The following is an 18,504-nucleotide window of genomic DNA, read 5'->3' on the forward strand; positions in this document are numbered from 1 at the left end:
TATTTAAAATAATATGAAAAAAGCCCTTATAACAGGTATTACAGGACAAGATGGCGCCTACCTGGCAGATTTACTTTTAAAAAAAGGTTACGAAGTTCACGGTATCAAACGTAGGAGTTCATTATTTAACACAGACAGAATTGATCATTTATATCAAGATCCGCATGAGGCTGATGTAAGGTTTAAATTGCATTATGGAGATTTAACCGATTCAACCAATCTTATTCGGATAATACAGGAAGTACAGCCGGACGAAATCTACAATTTAGGCGCTATGAGTCATGTGAAAGTCTCATTTGACTCGCCAGAATATGTGGCCAATGTCGATGGTATTGGTACTTTAAGGATTTTAGAAGCAGTAAGAATTTTAGGTTTAGAAAAGAAAACAAGAGTATATCAAGCATCGACATCTGAATTATTTGGTGGAATGCCTGAAAATAAGAATCATAAAGGATTTTATGATGAAAATTCACCATTCTATCCTCGTTCACCGTATGGTGTAGCCAAGATTTACGGTTTCTGGATAACTAAAAATTATCGCGAAGCTTATAATATGTTTGCTTGTAATGGTATTTTATTTAATCATGAGAGTCCATTAAGAGGAGAAACTTTCGTGACACGTAAAATTACTCGAGGAACTGCTAAAATTGCATTAGGTCTTCAGGATAAACTTTATTTGGGTAACCTTGATGCGCTACGCGATTGGGGGCATGCCAAAGATTATGTAGAAGCAATGTGGTTAATTTTACAACAAGAAACTCCTGAAGATTATGTGATTGCGACAGGTGTGACTACTTCAGTGAGGGATTTCGTTAAAATGTCCTTTAAACAAGTAGGTATAGAACTGGAGTTCAAAGGTGAGGGTGTAGAAGAAAAGGCTTATGTAGTTTCTTGTTCAAATACTGATTATCAAATAGAAAATGGTAAAGAAGTAGTTGCGGTTGATGCTACATATTTTAGACCAACAGAAGTAGATTTACTGATTGGTGATCCGACCAAATCTAAAACTAAATTGGGTTGGAAACCACAGTATGATCTGGCTGGCTTGGTAGCAGATATGATGGCTTCTGATGTGAATCACTTTAGAAAAGAATTAATGCTGAAAACCGCAGGTTATAGTGTTAAAAATCAGTTCGAATAAAATTATTTATGGAGAGCACACGTGAGTGGCTTTTCATAATCAAACCACAATAATGAATAGAAGCGAAAAAATTTATATAGCTGGCCACCGGGGGATGGTGGGTTCTGCCATTAAGCGTCACTTAGAGGCTAATGGATATACTAACATCATTACGAAGACCTCTTCTGAATTAGACCTTCGGGATGGTCAAGCAGTTGCTGCGTTTTTTGAACAAGAAAAACCACAATATGTTTTTTTGGCTGCAGCGAAGGTGGGGGGGATTATTGCCAACAATACCTACCGGGCGGATTTCATTTATGAAAATTTGATGATCCAAAATCATGTGATCCATCAAGCCTATTTGAATTCGGTAACCAAACTTATGTTTTTGGGCTCGTCATGTATTTATCCAAAGCTAGCGCCACAACCGCTGAAAGAAGATTATCTGCTGACTGGAGAGCTTGAACCGACCAATGAACCCTATGCCATTGCTAAAATAGCGGGTATCAAAATGTGTGATGCTTACCGAGATCAATACGGTTGTAATTTCATTTCGGTTATGCCAACCAACTTATATGGACCTAATGATAATTACGATTTAAATAATTCTCATGTATTACCGGCGTTGTTAAGAAAATTTATTACAGCCAAACAAAATGGTGATGCAGCAGTAACCATTTGGGGTACGGGAAGCCCAAAAAGAGAATTTCTTCATGCAGATGACTTAGCGGAAGCTTGTATCTTTTTAATGGAAAATTATAATGAGTCGGGTTTAGTAAATATTGGTGTCGGCAATGACCTTTCCATATTAGATTTAGCAAAATTGGTGAAAGATGTGGTAGGCTTTAAAGGTGAGATTTTAACTGACCCGAGTAAACCTGATGGCACACCTCGTAAGCTAATGGATGTGAATAAGCTTCACGGATTGGGATGGAAGGCTAAAATATCCTTAGAAGAGGGAATAACACAAGTATATCAGGAGATTAAAAATAATGACTGGAACTCATACTAATACCTATGTATTAATCATGGCGGGGGGCGTGGGATCTCGTTTTTGGCCGAAAAGCCGTAACCAATTTCCCAAACAATTTATAGATATATTGGGTTTGGGTAAATCGTTGTTGCAACTTACTTATGAAAGGTTTACGCATATTTGTGACCCACAACATATATATATATTGAGTAATGAAAATTACAAGGATTTAGTGTTGAGTCAACTTCCTGCATTAAATGAAGGTCAGGTATTACTGGAGCCAAGTCGGAATAACACCGCTCCCTGCATTGCTTATGCAAGCTATAAGATTTTAGCAATCAATCCTGAGGCTAATATTGTAGTGGCCCCGTCTGATCACCTGATTTTGAAGGAAGAAGAATTTCTAAGTAAAGTTCAACAAGCATTAAGTTTTTCAGCTAATCATGATGCTTTGCTTACCTTAGGGATTCAGCCAACCCGGCCAGATACTGGCTATGGCTATATTCAATTTGAAGAAACGCTACTAAATGAAGATGGTATTCGTAAAGTATTAGCATTTAAAGAAAAACCATCGTTAGAAAAAGCAAAAGAATATTTATCAGGTGGAGAGTATTTATGGAATGCAGGAATTTTTATTTGGTCAGCAAAATCAATAAAAAAGGCATTTGAAAATCATGCTGCTGAGATTGATAGTATTTTTGAACAAGGAAACAAGTTCTATAATACGAGCAAAGAAGTTGATTTTATTGCAGAAAATTATCCGAAATCGCCGAATATATCTATCGATTATGCCATTTTAGAAAAAGCTGATAATGTATATACCATTCCCGCTGATATTGGTTGGTCTGATTTAGGCACCTGGGCTTCACTACATAGCGTTGCCAATAAAGATGAGTATGAGAATGCAGTTAACTGTACGCATTTACATTTGGAGAATACTTCCAAATGTATCATACAAATACCAGCCGATAAAGCAGCAGTAATTAAAGGAATGGAAAATTATATTATTGTAGATGATGGTAAAGTATTGCTGATTTATCCAAAATCTGATGAACAGGAAATAAAACAAGTTGCAGCAAAAATGGTGAGCAACTATGGAAATGAATATTTGTAATCACAATTTTATATAAGGCAGGCTAGTTTTAGTCTGCTTTTTCTTTTTTTGTACTCCCTCCTAATTTTCTCTATCTTCGCCAAAATAAAGATTTATGACATTGGTTTTTACCCTGATTACCTTAATTGCTCTTTTTATTATTGAACTGGTTTACTTTAAAGTCGCCGATCACTTTAACATCATCGATAAACCAAATCACAGAAGTTCTCATACCACAGTTACTATCCGTGGTGGAGGAATTATTTTTACGATAGCTGCCCTGATTTTTTTCTTCACTTTTGGATTTCAATATCCTTATTTTATTCTGGGTTTATTTTTGATTAGCCTGATTAGTTTTTTAGATGATATTTTTACACTCAATAATAAAATTAGACTTAGTATTCATCTCTTAGCTGTGATTCTGATGTTCTATCAATGGCAGTTGTTTAGTTTAAACTGGTATTGGATTCCGGTGGCATTGATTTTTGTTATCGGAACAATTAATGCCTATAACTTTATGGACGGCATCAATGGAATTACTGGCGGCTACAGTTTATTGGTAATCGCAACCTTATACTATATTAACGAACAGGTTGTTTCATTTACTTCTTCAGATTTATTGATTATCGTTGGGCTATCGTTACTAGTATTTAATTTTTTCAATTTCCGCAAGAAGGCTAAATGCTTTGCCGGTGATGTAGGAAGTGTAAGTATCGCTTTCATTATTGTTTTTCTTATAGGACAGCTGGTAATCCAAACACAGAACTTTAATTATATCCTATTATTATTGTTTTATGGACTAGACGCTGTAACCACTATTGTATTTCGGGTTATTAGAAAAGAGAATATTTTTGAAGCGCACAGAAGCCATTTTTATCAATTTCTTTCTAATGAAAAAAAATGGCCTCATTTAGTGGTCGTTAGCAGTTATATTTTAATCCAATTGATCATCAATGTACTTCTCATTTTATTTGTGGGAAAAGATTCGCTAACGGCACTGTTTTTGATTGTAACGTCGGGAATTATTTTCCTTGTTGTCCGTTTCACAACGGAGGGGAAAGTTAGACTGACAAAATCAATAAAAAATGAATGATTGGGTAGTTTATGGTGGCGGAGGTCATGCCAGGGTAATTGGTGATGCAATCACGTTAAATAAAGATAGGTTAATTACTTATTTTGATGATAATAAAGAGTTATCGTCTATTAATGGAACTCCTGTTTTACCATATCACGAAAATGCAGAGCAGCAGGCTAAGATGATTCTTGGAATTGGTAACAATGAAGTGCGTAGAAATATTGCCAGGTATGTTGTTCACGATTTCGGAATAGTGATTCACCCAAAGGCCATAGTTGCTTCTGATGCTATAATAGGAGAAGGGAGTATTATTTTAGCGGGAGCAGTAATTCAATCAGGTGCTATCATCGGTAAACATGTAATTGTAAATGCGAATGTTACCATAGATCATGATGTAATTATTGAAGATTTCTGCTGTGTTTATCCAAATTCTTATATAGGGGGCGGTGCCAGAGTTGGTACAGGTGCAATCATAGAAGCATGCACAGCAATTCCCAGATTTAGTACAATCCCGAAGGCCTTTGAGCCTGAAGAAGTTGTTGCATTAGACTTGTATTAATCTTGTTATAATGCGTATATTTAACAAAATTTAGCCTATTGTATTTTGTTTACACAAATTAATATTGTTCCACGCTGGGTCATTTTCCTATTGGATTTGACCATTTGCACTTGTTCTTTAATATTTGCTTACTCCCTTAAGCATAACCTTGATTTAATGGCAATCGAGTTGCCTGAGCTCGCAAGAAATCTCTTGATTATCAGTACGATCAATATTGCTGTTTTTTTTCATATCAGAACATTTACAGGTATTATTCGCTATACCAGTGCACAAGATTCATTTCGTATCTTAATCGCAGTTGTAATTGGTAATGGTACTTTTTTTGTACTGAATCTAATTGCTATTACCTTTTTTCAATATCCATTAATCTCCATTACAATATTGATTACAAATGGCCTAACCAGCTTTTTGTTTCTAATGACTTATCGGGTTTTGATTAAATATTTCTTTATTTATGTTAAAAATCTTAACCTGGATAAAAAGAAGGTCATTATATATGGGGCAGGTGAAGCTGGTCTGGCCACCAAAAGAACTTTTGATCATGATGGAAGCGTAAATAAAAATATTGTTGCATTTGTTGATGATGATCCTCGCAAAGTAGGTAAAACCATAGACGGAATTAAGATTTTAGATGCTGCAAATCTTGACTATTTGATAGGTGAGCATGAACTGGATGAAATCATTTTTGCATCCTATACTATACCGGATGAGAAAAAGGATCAAATTGTTGACTTGTGTCTGGAAAACGATATAAAGATCTTAAATATTCCACCTCCTGATGTATGGACTAACGGGCAGTTAAAATCGACACAGATTCAAAAGCTTAATATTGAAGATTTGTTGAACCGTAAATCTATTAAAATTGATATTGATGGAATCGGAAATATGCTGGATAAAAAGCGGATTCTAATTACAGGTGCAGCAGGATCTATCGGTAGTGAAATTGTTCGTCAGCTTTCTAAGTTTAATGTGGGGCTGATTATTCTTTGCGATCAATCGGAAACGGCTTTGCATGAATTGTATTTAGAGTTGGAAGAAACGAATGGCAATAAAAACTTTCACGCCTTTATTGGTGATGTTCGTGATGAACAGCGGATGGATAAACTGTTTGAAACTTATAAGCCTCATTACGTTTATCATGCAGCTGCCTATAAACATGTCCCTTTAATGGAGGATAATCCTGCAGAGGCCATTAAAGCCAACGTATTGGGAACTAAAACCATTGCAGATAAATCTGTTAAATATGGTGTCCAGAAATTTGTGATGATTTCTACTGATAAGGCAGTAAATCCGACCAATATTATGGGGGCTTCAAAACGGATTGCTGAAATATATGTTCAATCACTTAATAATTCTTTGAGCACTGATGGATTTATCTTCAGTAATGGTTTACAATATATCAACGATCTTAATGTTAAACCCATTACTAAATTTATTACTACACGATTTGGAAATGTATTAGGTTCAAATGGTTCTGTAATTCCCAGATTTAGACAACAGATTGAGAAAGGCGGTCCGGTTACGGTAACCCACCCGGAAATTACACGTTATTTTATGACTATTCCTGAAGCCTGCCGTTTGGTATTGGAAGCAGGATGTATGGGAAAAGGAGGCGAAATATTCGTTTTCGACATGGGCAAGTCAGTTAAGATTGTAGAATTGGCTAAGAAAATGATCAGACTTGCGGGGTTAGAGCCCAATGTTGATGTTAAAATCGAATATTCTGGTTTACGCCCAGGAGAAAAGTTGTACGAAGAACTATTAAACGACAATGAAAATACCATGCCTACCCATCATGAGAAAATTATGATCGGAAAAGTAAGGGAATATGTATTTGCTGATGTTGAAAAACAGATTTACGAATTGATTACATCTGCTAAATCTGATAATGACCGGCAGGTAGTAATGAATATGAAAAAACTGGTTCCGGAATTTAAGAGTAAAAATTCGATATTTGAAGAATTAGATAAGGTAATAAACAACTAAAATATGATAAAAAGAATCTTTTTAATGGCCTTTATGGCCATTTTTGCTTTAACTGCTGCTGCACAAAACCCTACTCCCAACCGTATTATCCCATACGATTATCAATTTTATCAAAAACTAAATCCGGCTGTTTACGATCAACATTCAAAATTTCACTCTGCTATTAAAGGTTTTTATGGAGATGACAGTGCCTTACAGCTGCACTATGATTCATTAATGAACGCCGGAACGGATAGTTTAAATAGAAGAAGCTGGGTGCATCGTAAATTATTCCAGGAGCATCTTATAGAGTTTAAAAACGAAGATTATAATATATATGCAGACTTTTTACCCGATTTTCAGATCGGAAAAGATTTTAGCGGGAATAGATCAACCTGGTTAAATACACGTGGCTTTCAGGTTGGTGGAAATGTGGGCAAGCAGTTTTCCTTCTATTTAAATGGTTTCGAAAACCAGGGCAAATTTGTTGATTATGTAAATAACTTTATTGTGGCTAATCAGGTAGTGCCTGGTCAGGGCTATGGAAAGTTAGCTACAAATACGCAAGATTGGTCTTATGTTACTGCTTTATTGTCTTACACACCCAATAAGTATTTAAATTTTGCTTTAGGCTATGATAAGAATTTTATTGGTGATGGTTACCGTTCAATGTTGCTGTCTGATGTTTCTTCCAATTATTCTTTTTTTAGGGTTAGGGCAACTTTAGGAAGTGTGCAATATCAAACCATATTTGCTTATATGCTCGATCCAGGAGCGCCTAAATTGGCAAGCGACAGAAGACTGGGAGACCGTGGGAAATGGATGGCCGCGCATTACGTAGACTGGAATGCTACCAAACGTTTTTCTGTTGGATTCTTTCAGGCAGTTACCTGGGCTGATGCAGAACCGGAAGGTAAAAGAGGATTTGATTTTAACTATGTTCATCCTTTTATATTTTTGCGCCCTGTCGAAAATACCAATACCACTTCACCTGATAAAATGCGCTTAGGAATTAACCTTAAGTATGAGTTGTTGGAAAAAACAACATTATACGGTCAGTTTATGTTTGATGAATTTACGGCGAAAGAGTTTTTTAAAGGAAACGGTTACTGGGCAAATAAATTTGCTGTTCAGTTTGGTGTACGGGGATCTGATCTTTTTAAAGTACAGGGCTTGAATTATCTTGCTGAATTTAACACCGCGAGGCCTTATACTTATGCCCACTTCGATAGAATTTCGAACTATGCAAATTACAATCAATCTTTAGCACATCCTCGTGGTGCAAACTTTAGAGAGTTTTTAGGAATCTTAAATTACAGCTATAAGAGATTTGATCTTCAGGGCGAAGCACTGTATTCAAGATACGGACTGGATCCTGCCGGGATGAATTATGGAGGCGATATTTTTAAGAGTTATGATACCAGGTCTGTCCAGTATGGTAGTCACATAGGGCAAGGTATTGGTACAGACCTTTACTATGTGAAAGGCCAGGTAGCTTATCTACTAAACCCTAAATACAATTTAAGGTTAGAAGTGGCAGGTACATATAGAAGAGAAAGTAACGATTTAGGTATCAACAAAACGGGGTTATTAACCATTGGTTTAAGAAGCTCGTTTAGAAATATATACCACGATTTTTAAGGATTTGCAATGCCGGTTTTTATCCAGACTTTTTGCTTAATTTATCTCTGTTTAAAGATTGATTGAATAAATATCCAAAAAAATTAAGAACTGTTTTTGTAAATAGGATGGATTTTTTAAACGTTGTCATTACTATTTTATTAGGGTTTGGTGGTATTATAACAAATATAATACCACTAAACATAGTAACTTAAATATTGTTTGCAGATCAAAGTAGATTATTGGGACAATAAAATCGATTCTGGTCATCTATGAGTAGTTATGACATATATCAATACTTATTATTGGGTAATTTTAGAAAAATCAATAAAAATTTAACCATTTAATAACCTAAAATAAAACTACGTCAGGAATTTGACTGTAGAAAATTACCCAGCCATCGTATTAGTTGTCCTTTTTACCGCAATTTTCCTAACCGCTTCAATAATTGCATTTTTATCATAACCACATTCAGCCCAAAGTTCAGCCTGTTCGCCATGTTCGATAAACTGATCCGGGATACCTAAACGAATTACGTTTGCGCTATAACCATGATCGGCCATAAACTCCAGCACTGCAGATCCTACCCCTCCAGGTAAAGAACCATCTTCTACCGTAATTACATGTTTATATTTAGCAAATACCTCATGTAATAAAGCTTCGTCCAGTGGTTTTACAAAACGTAAATCGTAATGCGCCGGGTAAAAACCTTCGCTGTTCAATTCGGCCCTCGCTTCAACTGCAAAATTACCCACGTGGCCAATGGTTAATAAAGCTACATCTTCTCCATCACATATTTTACGTCCTTTGCCGATTTCTAATGCTTTGAAAGGTCTTTTCCAATCAGGCATTACACCATTACCACGAGGATAACGGATTACAAAAGGACCAACGTTTTCTTGTTGAGCGGTAAACATCAGGTTACGAAGTTCCTCCTCATTCATAGGAGAAGAAACAACCAGATTTGGGATGCAGCGCATGTAGGCGATATCATAAGCACCATGGTGTGTAGCACCATCAGCACCAGCCAGACCTGCCCTATCCAAACAAAAAACTACATTCAGTTTTTGTATAGCCACATCATGGATCACCTGATCATAAGCCCTTTGCATAAAACTTGAATAGATGTTGCAAAATGGAACTAATCCTTGCGTAGCTAAACCAGCAGAAAATGTTACTGCGTGTTGTTCGGCAATACCCACATCAAAGGCACGTTTTGGCATAGCTTTCATCATGATATTTAATGAAGATCCTGAAGGCATCGCAGGCGTAATCCCTACAATTTTATCATTAGCCTCAGCCAATTCTACCATAGTATGTCCAAAAACATCCTGGTATTTTGGGGGCTGTGGCTTATCCGGAACACTTTTTTTGATTTCACCGGTAATCTTATCAAAAAGTCCTGGCGAATGCCATACCGTCTGATCTTTCTCTGCTAAGGCGAAACCTTTACCTTTCACCGTAATGCAGTGAAGCAGTTTCGGACCAGGAATAGCAGATAGATCTTTTATGGTTTGAGCCAAACGCTTTACATCGTGACCATCAACAGGTCCGAAATACCTAAAGTTTAAGGCTTCAAATAAATTACTTTGCTTTAGCAGCGTTCCTTTAATGCTTTTCTCTATTTTTTTGACATACTTATGTGCATTTGGGCCTAATTTAGAAAGCCCGGCCAGTACATGAGAGATATCATCACGAAAACGGTTGTACGATTTTGAAATGGTGATGCTGGTTAAATATTCTTTAAGCGCACCCACATTTGGATCAATAGACATACAGTTATCGTTTAAGATAACCAGCACATTGCTGTTTTCGATTCCCGCATGGTTTAATCCCTCAAAAGCCAGCCCCGCTGTCATGGCGCCATCACCAATAATGGCCACATGCTGTCTGTCTGTTTCACCTTTTAGTTGCGAAGCTACAGCCATACCCAGCGCAGCCGAAATGGAAGTAGAAGAATGGCCAACGCCAAAGGTATCGTACTCACTTTCCGAAATTTTCGGGAAACCGCTAATGCCTTTATATACACGATTGGTGTGGAACTGATCCCTGCGACCGGTTAAGATTTTATGACCATAAGCCTGGTGGCCTACATCCCAAACCAATTTGTCGTAAGGAGTATTCAAAGCGTAATGTAAAGCTACTGTGAGTTCTACAACGCCTAAGCTGGAAGCAAAATGGCCTCCGTTAACACTTACTACATCAATAATATACTGTCGTAATTCCTGGCTTATTTGTTCTAAGTCAGATTCGCTATATTGCTTTAAATCAGCAGGATAGTTAATTTTAGATAATAGGGGGCCAGCTTTTACTTGCATTCGAAATTTATGGTAAAAAACAAGGTACAAAGTAAGGTATTTTTGTTTTAAAATAGAAAAGAAAAATGTTGGTTTATTATTGATGGTTAAGTCGTTAGTGTTTAGTGCTTTATATTACCTGAAGATAAATGGAAGAGATCTTTTTACATTCGGGTTAAATATCTTTCAGACACGATTTTTTCATTATGTTTGTGCCTTCACATGCAGGCAGAGAATTTTGAGATAAAACTTCCGGTATTCGAAGGACCCTTCGATTTATTGTTGTTCTTTATTGAGCGCGATGAGCTTAATATCCAGGATGTGGAGATTGCAAAGATTACAAACGACTTTTTAGCTTATATTCATCAACTCCTCGCTTTAAATGTAGAAGTAGCCAGCGAATTTATTTTGGTGGCTGCAACCCTGATGCGCATAAAATCTAAAATGCTTTTGCCGAGGATTGAGGTTGATGAAGCCGGAAACGAAATCAATGCCGAACAGGACCTGATTGCCCGGCTGATTGCCTATAAACAGTTTAAATCTGCTGCCGAGGAGATGAAGATTTTTGAGGGGGAGCGTTTAAAGCAGGATCACCGGGGAAACATTGCCTTTGATTTAACCCTTGCTGCTGCCTCTTCCGCTCACCAGGATGAACTTTTATCGCTGGATCTTTATAAACTTTTAACCGTTTATCACCGGACGATGCAGAAATATGAGTTGCGTAGTGAGGAAGTTAAACATACCGTGGTACAATATCCGTACACCATTGAGCAGCAAAAGCACTTCATAGCGAATTTACTCGATATTAATAAACAAATCGATTTTGCATTAGTGCTTAAAAATTCCGAAAATAAAGTGCATTTCGTTTATAACTTCCTGGCCATTTTGGAAATGCTGCAGCAACAGATTGTTGAGATAACCATTGGAAGCGGCTTTAATAACTTTAATGTGAAAGCATTATCCTAAATACGGCACATATTAAATTTGAAATTCTTACTTTTGCCAAAAAAATACAAACCTCATATAATGATGACACGCGACAACCAAATTTTTGAACTTATCGATAAAGAACTGAACCGCCAGGAGCATGGTTTAGAGCTTATTGCATCAGAAAACTTTGTAAGCAAGCAGGTAATGGAAGCTGCCGGATCGGTACTAACCAATAAATATGCTGAAGGCTTACCGGGAAAACGTTACTATGGCGGTTGCCAGGTGGTAGATGTGGTAGAGCAGATTGCTATCGATAGGGCTAAAGAATTGTTCGCTGCAGCGTGGGTAAATGTTCAGCCGCACTCTGGTGCACAGGCCAATGCAGCAGTGATGCTTGCTGTTTTGCAACCTGGAGATAAAATATTAGGTTTCGATCTTTCTCACGGAGGTCACTTAACACATGGCTCACCAGTTAACTTTTCGGGTAAATTATATCAACCCTTATTTTATGGTGTTGAAAAAGAAACCGGACTGATCGATTATAAAAAATTAGAAGAAGTAGCCTTAGCTGAAAAACCAAAATTAATCATCTGCGGGGCATCTGCTTACTCACGCGAGTGGGATTATGCATTTATCCGTTCGGTAGCTGATAAAATTGGCGCGCTGGTTTTGGCAGATATTTCTCACCCCGCAGGTCTGATTGCTAAAGGTTTGTTGGCCAACCCACTTCCACATTGCCATATCGTAACTACAACTACCCACAAAACTTTACGTGGCCCACGTGGCGGTATGATTATGATGGGACAGGATTTCGAAAACCCATGGGGATTAAAAACGCCAAAAGGCGAAATCAGATTGATGAGCAATTTGCTTGACATGGCTGTTTTTCCAGGTACACAAGGAGGTCCGTTAGAACATATTATTGCAGCAAAAGCAATTGCTTTTGGCGAAGCTTTAAGCGAAGAATACGGAACATATATTAAGCAGGTAGCTGCTAACGCACAGGCAATGGCAAAAGCATTTGTAGCTAAAGGTTACGGCATTATTTCAGGTGGTACTGATAACCACTTAATGCTGATCGATCTTCGCAACAAAAACATCACTGGTAAAGTTGCTGAGAACGCTTTAGAAAAAGCAGAAATCACCGTAAATAAAAACATGGTGCCTTTTGACGATAAATCACCGTTTGTAACTTCTGGCATCCGTGTGGGTACTGCTGCCATAACCACCCGTGGTTTAAAAGAGGCTGAAATGGAACAGATTGTTGAATTAATCGACAGGGTTTTAACCAATCCTGAAGATGAAGCAAATCTGAATGCGGTTAAAGCCGAAGTAATTAAACTGGTAAGCGCATTTCCTCTTTATAAATAAGAGTTACCTTAAGAAATAAAATTGTAAAAGCAGTTACATTAACTTGTAGCTGCTTTTTTGATTTAACAAGTTTTTTAGTGCTTATGTATTAAAACAAACGTTTGTTTTATATATTTGGCAAATTAATGTGATAATAAAAAATTATGTGTGGAATAGTAGGCTACATTGGTTATAGAGAAGCTTGGCCAATTGTATTAAAAGGTCTTAAAAGATTAGAATATCGCGGTTATGATAGCGCTGGTATTGCACTGATGAACAGCAGCGGACAGCATATTTATAAAAAAGCTGGAAAAGTTGCTGTTTTAGAAGAATTTGCTGAGGATCAGGACAAATCTGGTACAAGTGGTATGGGCCATACCCGCTGGGCTACCCATGGTGTTCCTTCTGATCGTAATTCCCATCCGCACACATCAAATAGTGGTAAACTTTCTATTATCCACAACGGAATCATTGAAAACTACGCTACGCTAAAAGAAGAATTAATTAGCCGTGGGCATGAATTTAAAAGTGATACGGATACAGAGGTATTGATCCACCTGATCGAAGAAATTCAGGAAATTGAAAAGATTGATCTTTTAGAAGCTGTTCGTTTAGCCTTACACGAAGTAAATGGAGCTTATGCCATCGTTATTATGGATAAAGATCATCCAGATCGTTTAATTGCTGCCAGAAAAGGAAGTCCCATGGTAATTGGCGTTGGACAGGGAGAATATTTTATTGCTTCTGATGCTACTCCGATTATTGAATATACTAAAAATGTGATCTATTTAAAGGATGGCGAAATTGCTTTAGTTACCAGAGAAGACCTGTTAATTAAACATTTAGACAATGTGGTTCAAACCCCACTTATTCAGGAATTAGAGTTAAAGCTCGAAATGCTGGAAAAAGGTGGTTTCGATCATTTTATGTTAAAGGAGATTTATGAGCAGCCCCGTTCGATCAAAGATTGTATGCGTGGCCGTATATATCCTGAAGAAGGTAAAGTACAGCTTGGCGGGATTAAAGAATTTGCAGAGAAATTAAAAAATATAGACCGGATTATCATTGTAGCGTGCGGAACATCGTGGCATGCGGGTTTGGTTGGCGAATATTTAATTGAAGAATATGCCCGTATCCCTGTAGAAGTTGAATATGCTTCAGAATTCAGGTATAGAAACCCAATCATTACAGAAAAAGATGTGGTAATTGCCATTTCGCAATCCGGAGAAACTGCTGATACCATGGCGGCCATTGAAATGGCTAAGGAACGTGGCGCAACCATTTTCGGAATTTGTAACGTTGCCGGTGCATCAATCCCGCGTTTAACCCATGCTGGTGTTTATACCCACGCTGGTCCGGAAATTGGTGTAGCTTCTACAAAAGCATTTACCGCACAGGTAACGGTTTTAACTTTGATGGCCTTTTACATGGCACAACAAAAAGGTACCATTACCACTTCAAAATTAATTGAGCTTTTAACTGAACTGGATCATATTCCTGAAAAAATCCAGGTTGCGTTAGAATCTAACGATCTGATTAAAGAAGTTGCAGAAAAAATCAAAGACTCTACCAACTGTTTATTCTTAGGTAGAGGAAGTGGCTTCCCGGTAGCTTTAGAAGGCGCCTTAAAATTGAAGGAAATTTCATACATCCATGCAGAAGGTTATCCGGCAGCAGAGATGAAACACGGTCCAATTGCTTTAATCGACGAAGAAATGCCGGTGGTTTTTATTGCCACGCAAAACTCATCGTACGAAAAAGTGATCAGCAATATACAGGAAGTTAAAGCAAGAAAGGGTAAAGTGATTGCCATTGTAACACAAGGCGATACAGAAGTGAAGAAAATGGCCGATTACTGTATCGAAATTCCGGACGCTAACGAAGCTTTTTTGCCGCTTTTGGCTACTATTCCACTTCAGCTATTATCGTATCATATTGCGGTAATGCGTGGATGTAATGTAGACCAGCCGAGAAACCTGGCTAAATCGGTAACCGTAGAATAATTAAACAACAAAATAAATAGATAAAGCAGTTGCATGAATTTGTAGCTGCTTTTTTTTTGTTATAGGCGAATTTTTATATACAGACTTTGTTAACTAAGCCCGATTGAACGGATGCCGTTTTGATCCGCATTTCTTTGACATTGATAAATTAAAACGGCAGGAGGAAAAGCGGGGCTGCAGGCTGCCATTGGCACCAATGTTCACTTTCAAAATAATAATACCTGGAATAGATGGATATTCAAAACTAATCTGAAAGAACCGAGCTGCAATCTTAAAATCCTGATAAAAAGTAAAGGGCCGATATTCTTTTGAAGAAATATCGACCCTTACCATCTAAATTAACGCTCTCGTATATATAAACGAGATTTCTCGCTGAATTGTTTTCAGAAAATAAAAAAAAGTGATTATTTCTCGTAACTTCCTAAGGTTGAGGGAGAAATTCTTGTATTGCCTTTTCTATCTTTATCAAGGTAGCCTGTAAAATAAGGATCACTACTTAAATCAGCTCCTTTCTTTCTGGCCGGACTATCCGCCGACACCTCAAAATTTTCCATTTCCTTATTGATAAAGGATGGATCAATATTCAAAATATTGCCGTTGCTGCTATAACTGCTGTTGGCAGATCGGATTAAGTTGTTCCATAAATTAAGCTGAATTGCTGCGGTGGTTTTCTTTTGAATATCCAGCTCATTAGTTAAGCTGCCCCAAATAATATTGTTTGTAAAATCTAACCGGAGCTTGTTGTAAGCGCCGGCAGATAAATAATCTGAAAAGCTAAGTGAAGCAGTTTTACGTGGGAAATTTAAATTATAACCTGCAAATGTATTTTGTTTAAGGTTGTAGTTTCCACCTCCAACAGCATATATAAGGTAATTGCCGCAATTATACATCACATTGTTAAAGGCCAACAACTCAGAGTGATAACCAATGTAGGCTGCTACCTGCATATTTTTGATAATGCTGTTGCTCAAAATTAATTTAGGTTCGGCAGTTGATGACAGCGAATCGGAAGTAATACCAACTGAGGCATTTTTGATTATTGCATTTTTAACCATTCCGTTGCCAGTTCTTTTCAGGAAAATGCCTTTCCACTGGCCTGGCTCCTCATTGTACAGTTTTTCCAGTCTGTCACTACAAAATAGTACCGGGTCGGTAACCGTTCCATTTACCAGTAAATTACCTTCCACATTTAAGCTGGCGTCTTTATGAAAATAAACCTTGGCACCTGGTTGGATAATGAGTGATGATCCGCTTTTAACCGTTAAAACTCCATTAATAATATATGGTAGCGATTTTGTCCAGGTGGTGTTGGTCGCAATTGTTTGGCCGTTAATAAAAACCGCATTTTGGCCATAAGCTAAAAGTTTCACAACTTGCCTGTTCCCATTGGTATTTAAAATAATGGAATCCTGCACCAAAAACGGCATACTCTCTGTATTTGGATTAATGGTAACCTTAACAAAAAGATTAATCGAATCCTGACCATTTATAACCAGGTCATTTTTGTTAAATGTATCTTCTCCGTTAATATTAAGGCTAAACGCAGAACTGCTCCCCCCGGTTAGTGTGATTTCTGAAACCTTTACTGCATCCTTATTATTGTTTACGATGCTTAATCGCTTCGTTATAGAACCAATTGAGGTAAAAATAGTATCGAACAGCAATTCCGGAGTTGCAATGGTTAACTTGGCGTTTGTATCTGTGGTGATGCGTTCTCCTTTCCGGCAGGAAGAAACTAAGAAAAAGAGCAATAGCACTAAACTGATATTTGAACGCATAAATCAAACTTAGAAAAATGTTTGAGTACTTACAACTGTATAGGAAATAATGAAGTTATTCGGCAAATGCCAATGCCGCGATGCTCACTTTTGCTGCTCCGCTATTTAAAAGTTCATTTGCGCAGGCCTCTAATGTTGCACCGGTTGTAATTACATCATCTACCAACAGGATGTGTTTGCCGGCAATGTTGGCCTGGTCGTGTACTTCAAAAACGTTCTGCATATTCTCGTATCGGTTGTACCTGCTCTTTTTGGTCTGGCTTTCAGTTGCGTTATTACGTACTAAATTTTCTTCGCTAAAGCCAGTCTCCATTCTTTCTGCTGTTCCTTCGGCAATAAAAGTACATTGATTGTATCCTCTGTGTTTATATTTTTTATGATGCAGGGGCACAGGAATGATTAAATCAACATCTTTATAAAGCAAACTCATCTTTAACTTTTCGCCTAACATATTTCCTAACAGTACACCAACATCCGTTCTTCCATTATATTTTAAGTTATGGATCAGGTTTTGCACTTTCGCCCCTTTCCTAAAATACAGCATCGCCATGGCGGCATGAAGCGGCACCCGTCCCCACAACTGTTTGGCCACCCTGTTTTCTGCATGTTGATGATAATCGGTAAAAGGTAAATCGTACAGGCATTTGGTGCAGATTAAGTGCTCACTCTGATATAAGGATACACCACAGGCATTGCAGAGGTTTGGAAATAACAAACCGAATAAATCATCACACCATTGTTTAACCTGTAACATATCACTAATTTATAAAATATTTGTGAGGATACCATATGGTTTAATAAGGTCTGTTATATAGAGTAGGCTTTTATTTTTATTAGCTTTTTCAGTAAAGCAGGTTTAGTGCTACGATATAAGTTTGTCCCCGCTTTTTACTACAAGTCCTCTCCCGATTGAAAAAATCGGGATGTGGGCTTTCCGTTTCAATCGGGTTTAGTTGGGGCGGGGCAGGGGTTAAATACGAAGTTTCCAAAGGCCTGTGCAACTGAAAGCTTCGCAAGTCTTCAGCCCAAACCTGCCCTAAACACGCGATCCTTCAAAAAGTTTTGCTTCGGGCAAAACTTTTTGTTGCTGTAAACCATCCAGTTACAATAAAACTCCCAATAAATAGCAAATATGCTTTGCTTGTAAATTAAAAAATCCTACTTTTGCATCCCGCTTCGGAGGAAGGGTTTTAGTTGAAAGGATGGCTTAGAGATACGGAAAGCAATATTTATTTTAAAATAAATATTGCAGGAGAGAAAAAGATTGCTACCTTTGCAGCCCGGTTCGGAAGAACGGAAAGTCGGTTAAAGCTGGCGTATTGAAATAAAGGAAAGAGGAGAAAAAGAGGATTAAAAATAAAATTTATTTTATTTGGAAGTTTAAAAAAGATCCTTACCTTTGCACTCCCAACCGAAAGGGAAGGAAAAAAGAATCGGAACGGCGGATGTCGGGAAGGTCACAAAACAAGATTGAAACGGATGAAACACAGGCTGGACGAATAAGACCAACCGAAACTGAAACCGAAGATATATAAAGATCTGCCGCGAGGTTTATAGATCGATAAGTTCTTAAAAGAGATGTCAATGTAGCGTAGCGGGGTAATGGAGTACTGGTCAAAGTACATGATTATTTTGCTTTATTTTAAAGGTGGTGTCTAACAGACAACATAAAAAAAAGAAGACTATTTTTAACAATAGTTAAAACTGGTCAGTATTGAACAAAACATTTTACAATGGAGAG

General features: G+C 37.4%; 13 protein-coding genes. 10 read left to right on the top strand and 3 right to left on the bottom strand.

Annotated elements, in window-relative coordinates; genetic code table 11:
- The first annotated feature begins 13 nt into the window (after nt 1–13).
- The 7 genes from gmd (at nt 14) to ABD769_RS12290 (ending at nt 8,426) form a co-directional block, all read left to right on the top strand.
- Nucleotides 14–1,141, top strand: coding sequence for a GDP-mannose 4,6-dehydratase (gene gmd, locus ABD769_RS12260; protein ID WP_344851702.1), 1,128 nt, complete (start codon nt 14–16; stop codon nt 1,139–1,141).
- 52 nt (nt 1,142–1,193) lie between these two features.
- Nucleotides 1,194–2,132 carry a GDP-L-fucose synthase family protein gene (locus tag ABD769_RS12265; protein ID WP_344851703.1) on the top strand — a complete coding sequence of 313 codons (939 nt, stop codon included), beginning with the start codon at nt 1,194–1,196 and terminating at the stop codon, nt 2,130–2,132.
- A complete protein-coding gene (locus ABD769_RS12270; protein WP_344851704.1) occupies nt 2,113–3,207 on the top strand; it encodes a mannose-1-phosphate guanylyltransferase in 1,095 nt (364 codons plus the stop codon). The genes ABD769_RS12265 and ABD769_RS12270 overlap by 20 nt, the downstream gene beginning before the upstream one ends.
- Before the next feature lie 94 nt (nt 3,208–3,301).
- Nucleotides 3,302–4,279 carry an MraY family glycosyltransferase gene (locus tag ABD769_RS12275; RefSeq protein ID WP_344851705.1) on the top strand — a complete coding sequence of 326 codons (978 nt, stop codon included), beginning with the start codon at nt 3,302–3,304 and terminating at the stop codon, nt 4,277–4,279.
- Nucleotides 4,272–4,820 carry a PglD-related sugar-binding protein gene (locus ABD769_RS12280; protein ID WP_344851706.1) on the top strand — a complete coding sequence of 183 codons (549 nt, stop codon included), beginning with the start codon at nt 4,272–4,274 and terminating at the stop codon, nt 4,818–4,820. The genes ABD769_RS12275 and ABD769_RS12280 overlap by 8 nt, the downstream gene beginning before the upstream one ends.
- Nucleotides 4,821–4,976: 156 nt before the next feature.
- A complete protein-coding gene (locus ABD769_RS12285; protein ID WP_425568860.1) occupies nt 4,977–6,806 on the top strand; it encodes a polysaccharide biosynthesis protein in 1,830 nt (609 codons plus the stop codon).
- Nucleotides 6,807–6,809: 3 nt separating this feature from the next.
- Complete coding sequence (locus ABD769_RS12290; RefSeq protein ID WP_344851708.1) at nt 6,810–8,426, top strand: gliding motility protein RemB; 1,617 nt, start codon at nt 6,810–6,812, stop codon at nt 8,424–8,426.
- Nucleotides 8,427–8,794: 368 nt separating this feature from the next.
- On the opposite strand, the gene dxs is transcribed toward ABD769_RS12290, so the two are convergent.
- Nucleotides 8,795–10,723: a 1-deoxy-D-xylulose-5-phosphate synthase gene (gene dxs / locus ABD769_RS12295; protein ID WP_344851709.1), complete on the bottom strand. Its 1,929-nt coding sequence runs from the start codon at nt 10,721–10,723 to the stop codon at nt 8,795–8,797.
- A gap of 201 nt (nt 10,724–10,924) precedes the next feature.
- Here dxs and ABD769_RS12300 point away from each other — a divergent pair, with 201 nt between their 5' ends.
- The 3 genes from ABD769_RS12300 (at nt 10,925) to glmS (ending at nt 14,985) form a co-directional block, all read left to right on the top strand.
- On the top strand, nt 10,925–11,668 hold the full coding sequence (locus tag ABD769_RS12300) for a segregation and condensation protein A (RefSeq protein ID WP_344851710.1): 744 nt from the start codon (nt 10,925–10,927) through the stop codon (nt 11,666–11,668).
- A 63-nt stretch (nt 11,669–11,731) separates the two neighbouring features.
- The gene (gene glyA, locus ABD769_RS12305; protein ID WP_344851716.1) at nt 11,732–13,003 is read left to right on the top strand and encodes a serine hydroxymethyltransferase; all 1,272 of its coding nucleotides are present in this window, start codon (nt 11,732–11,734) and stop codon (nt 13,001–13,003) included.
- Nucleotides 13,004–13,146: 143 nt separating this feature from the next.
- Nucleotides 13,147–14,985, top strand: coding sequence for a glutamine--fructose-6-phosphate transaminase (isomerizing) (gene glmS, locus ABD769_RS12310; protein ID WP_344851711.1), 1,839 nt, complete (start codon nt 13,147–13,149; stop codon nt 14,983–14,985).
- Nucleotides 14,986–15,389: 404 nt separating this feature from the next.
- On the opposite strand, the gene ABD769_RS12315 is transcribed toward glmS, so the two are convergent.
- Nucleotides 15,390–16,763 (bottom strand): hypothetical protein, encoded by a 1,374-nt coding sequence (locus ABD769_RS12315; RefSeq protein WP_344851712.1) that lies wholly within the window; start codon nt 16,761–16,763, stop codon nt 15,390–15,392.
- A 55-nt stretch (nt 16,764–16,818) separates the two neighbouring features.
- Entirely contained in the window at nt 16,819–17,517 is a 699-nt protein-coding gene (locus ABD769_RS12320; protein WP_344851713.1) for a ComF family protein, read from the bottom strand.
- Between the last annotated feature and the right edge of the window lie 987 nt (nt 17,518–18,504).

This window comes from Pedobacter jeongneungensis, from assembly GCF_039538295.1.
In the GTDB taxonomy this organism is placed as follows: Bacteria; Bacteroidota; Bacteroidia; order Sphingobacteriales; family Sphingobacteriaceae; genus Pedobacter; species Pedobacter jeongneungensis.

What these genes read in the sequence shown, in the direction of transcription:
- ABD769_RS12285 (WP_425568860.1), top strand. Translation starts at nt 4,977, where the DNA reads ATGGCAATCGAGTTGCCTGAGCTCGCAAGAAATCTCTTGATTATCAGT.
- ABD769_RS12280 (WP_344851706.1), top strand. Translation starts at nt 4,272, where the DNA reads ATGAATGATTGGGTAGTTTATGGTGGCGGAGGTCATGCCAGGGTAATT.
- ABD769_RS12315 (WP_344851712.1), bottom strand. Translation starts at nt 16,763, where the DNA reads ATGCGTTCAAATATCAGTTTAGTGCTATTGCTCTTTTTCTTAGTTTCT.
- ABD769_RS12270 (WP_344851704.1), top strand. Translation starts at nt 2,113, where the DNA reads ATGACTGGAACTCATACTAATACCTATGTATTAATCATGGCGGGGGGC.
- glmS (WP_344851711.1), top strand. Translation starts at nt 13,147, where the DNA reads ATGTGTGGAATAGTAGGCTACATTGGTTATAGAGAAGCTTGGCCAATT.
- gmd (WP_344851702.1), top strand. Translation starts at nt 14, where the DNA reads ATGAAAAAAGCCCTTATAACAGGTATTACAGGACAAGATGGCGCCTAC.
- ABD769_RS12290 (WP_344851708.1), top strand. Translation starts at nt 6,810, where the DNA reads ATGATAAAAAGAATCTTTTTAATGGCCTTTATGGCCATTTTTGCTTTA.
- ABD769_RS12320 (WP_344851713.1), bottom strand. Translation starts at nt 17,517, where the DNA reads ATGTTACAGGTTAAACAATGGTGTGATGATTTATTCGGTTTGTTATTT.
- dxs (WP_344851709.1), bottom strand. Translation starts at nt 10,723, where the DNA reads ATGCAAGTAAAAGCTGGCCCCCTATTATCTAAAATTAACTATCCTGCT.
- ABD769_RS12300 (WP_344851710.1), top strand. Translation starts at nt 10,925, where the DNA reads ATGCAGGCAGAGAATTTTGAGATAAAACTTCCGGTATTCGAAGGACCC.
- ABD769_RS12275 (WP_344851705.1), top strand. Translation starts at nt 3,302, where the DNA reads ATGACATTGGTTTTTACCCTGATTACCTTAATTGCTCTTTTTATTATT.
- glyA (WP_344851716.1), top strand. Translation starts at nt 11,732, where the DNA reads ATGACACGCGACAACCAAATTTTTGAACTTATCGATAAAGAACTGAAC.
- ABD769_RS12265 (WP_344851703.1), top strand. Translation starts at nt 1,194, where the DNA reads ATGAATAGAAGCGAAAAAATTTATATAGCTGGCCACCGGGGGATGGTG.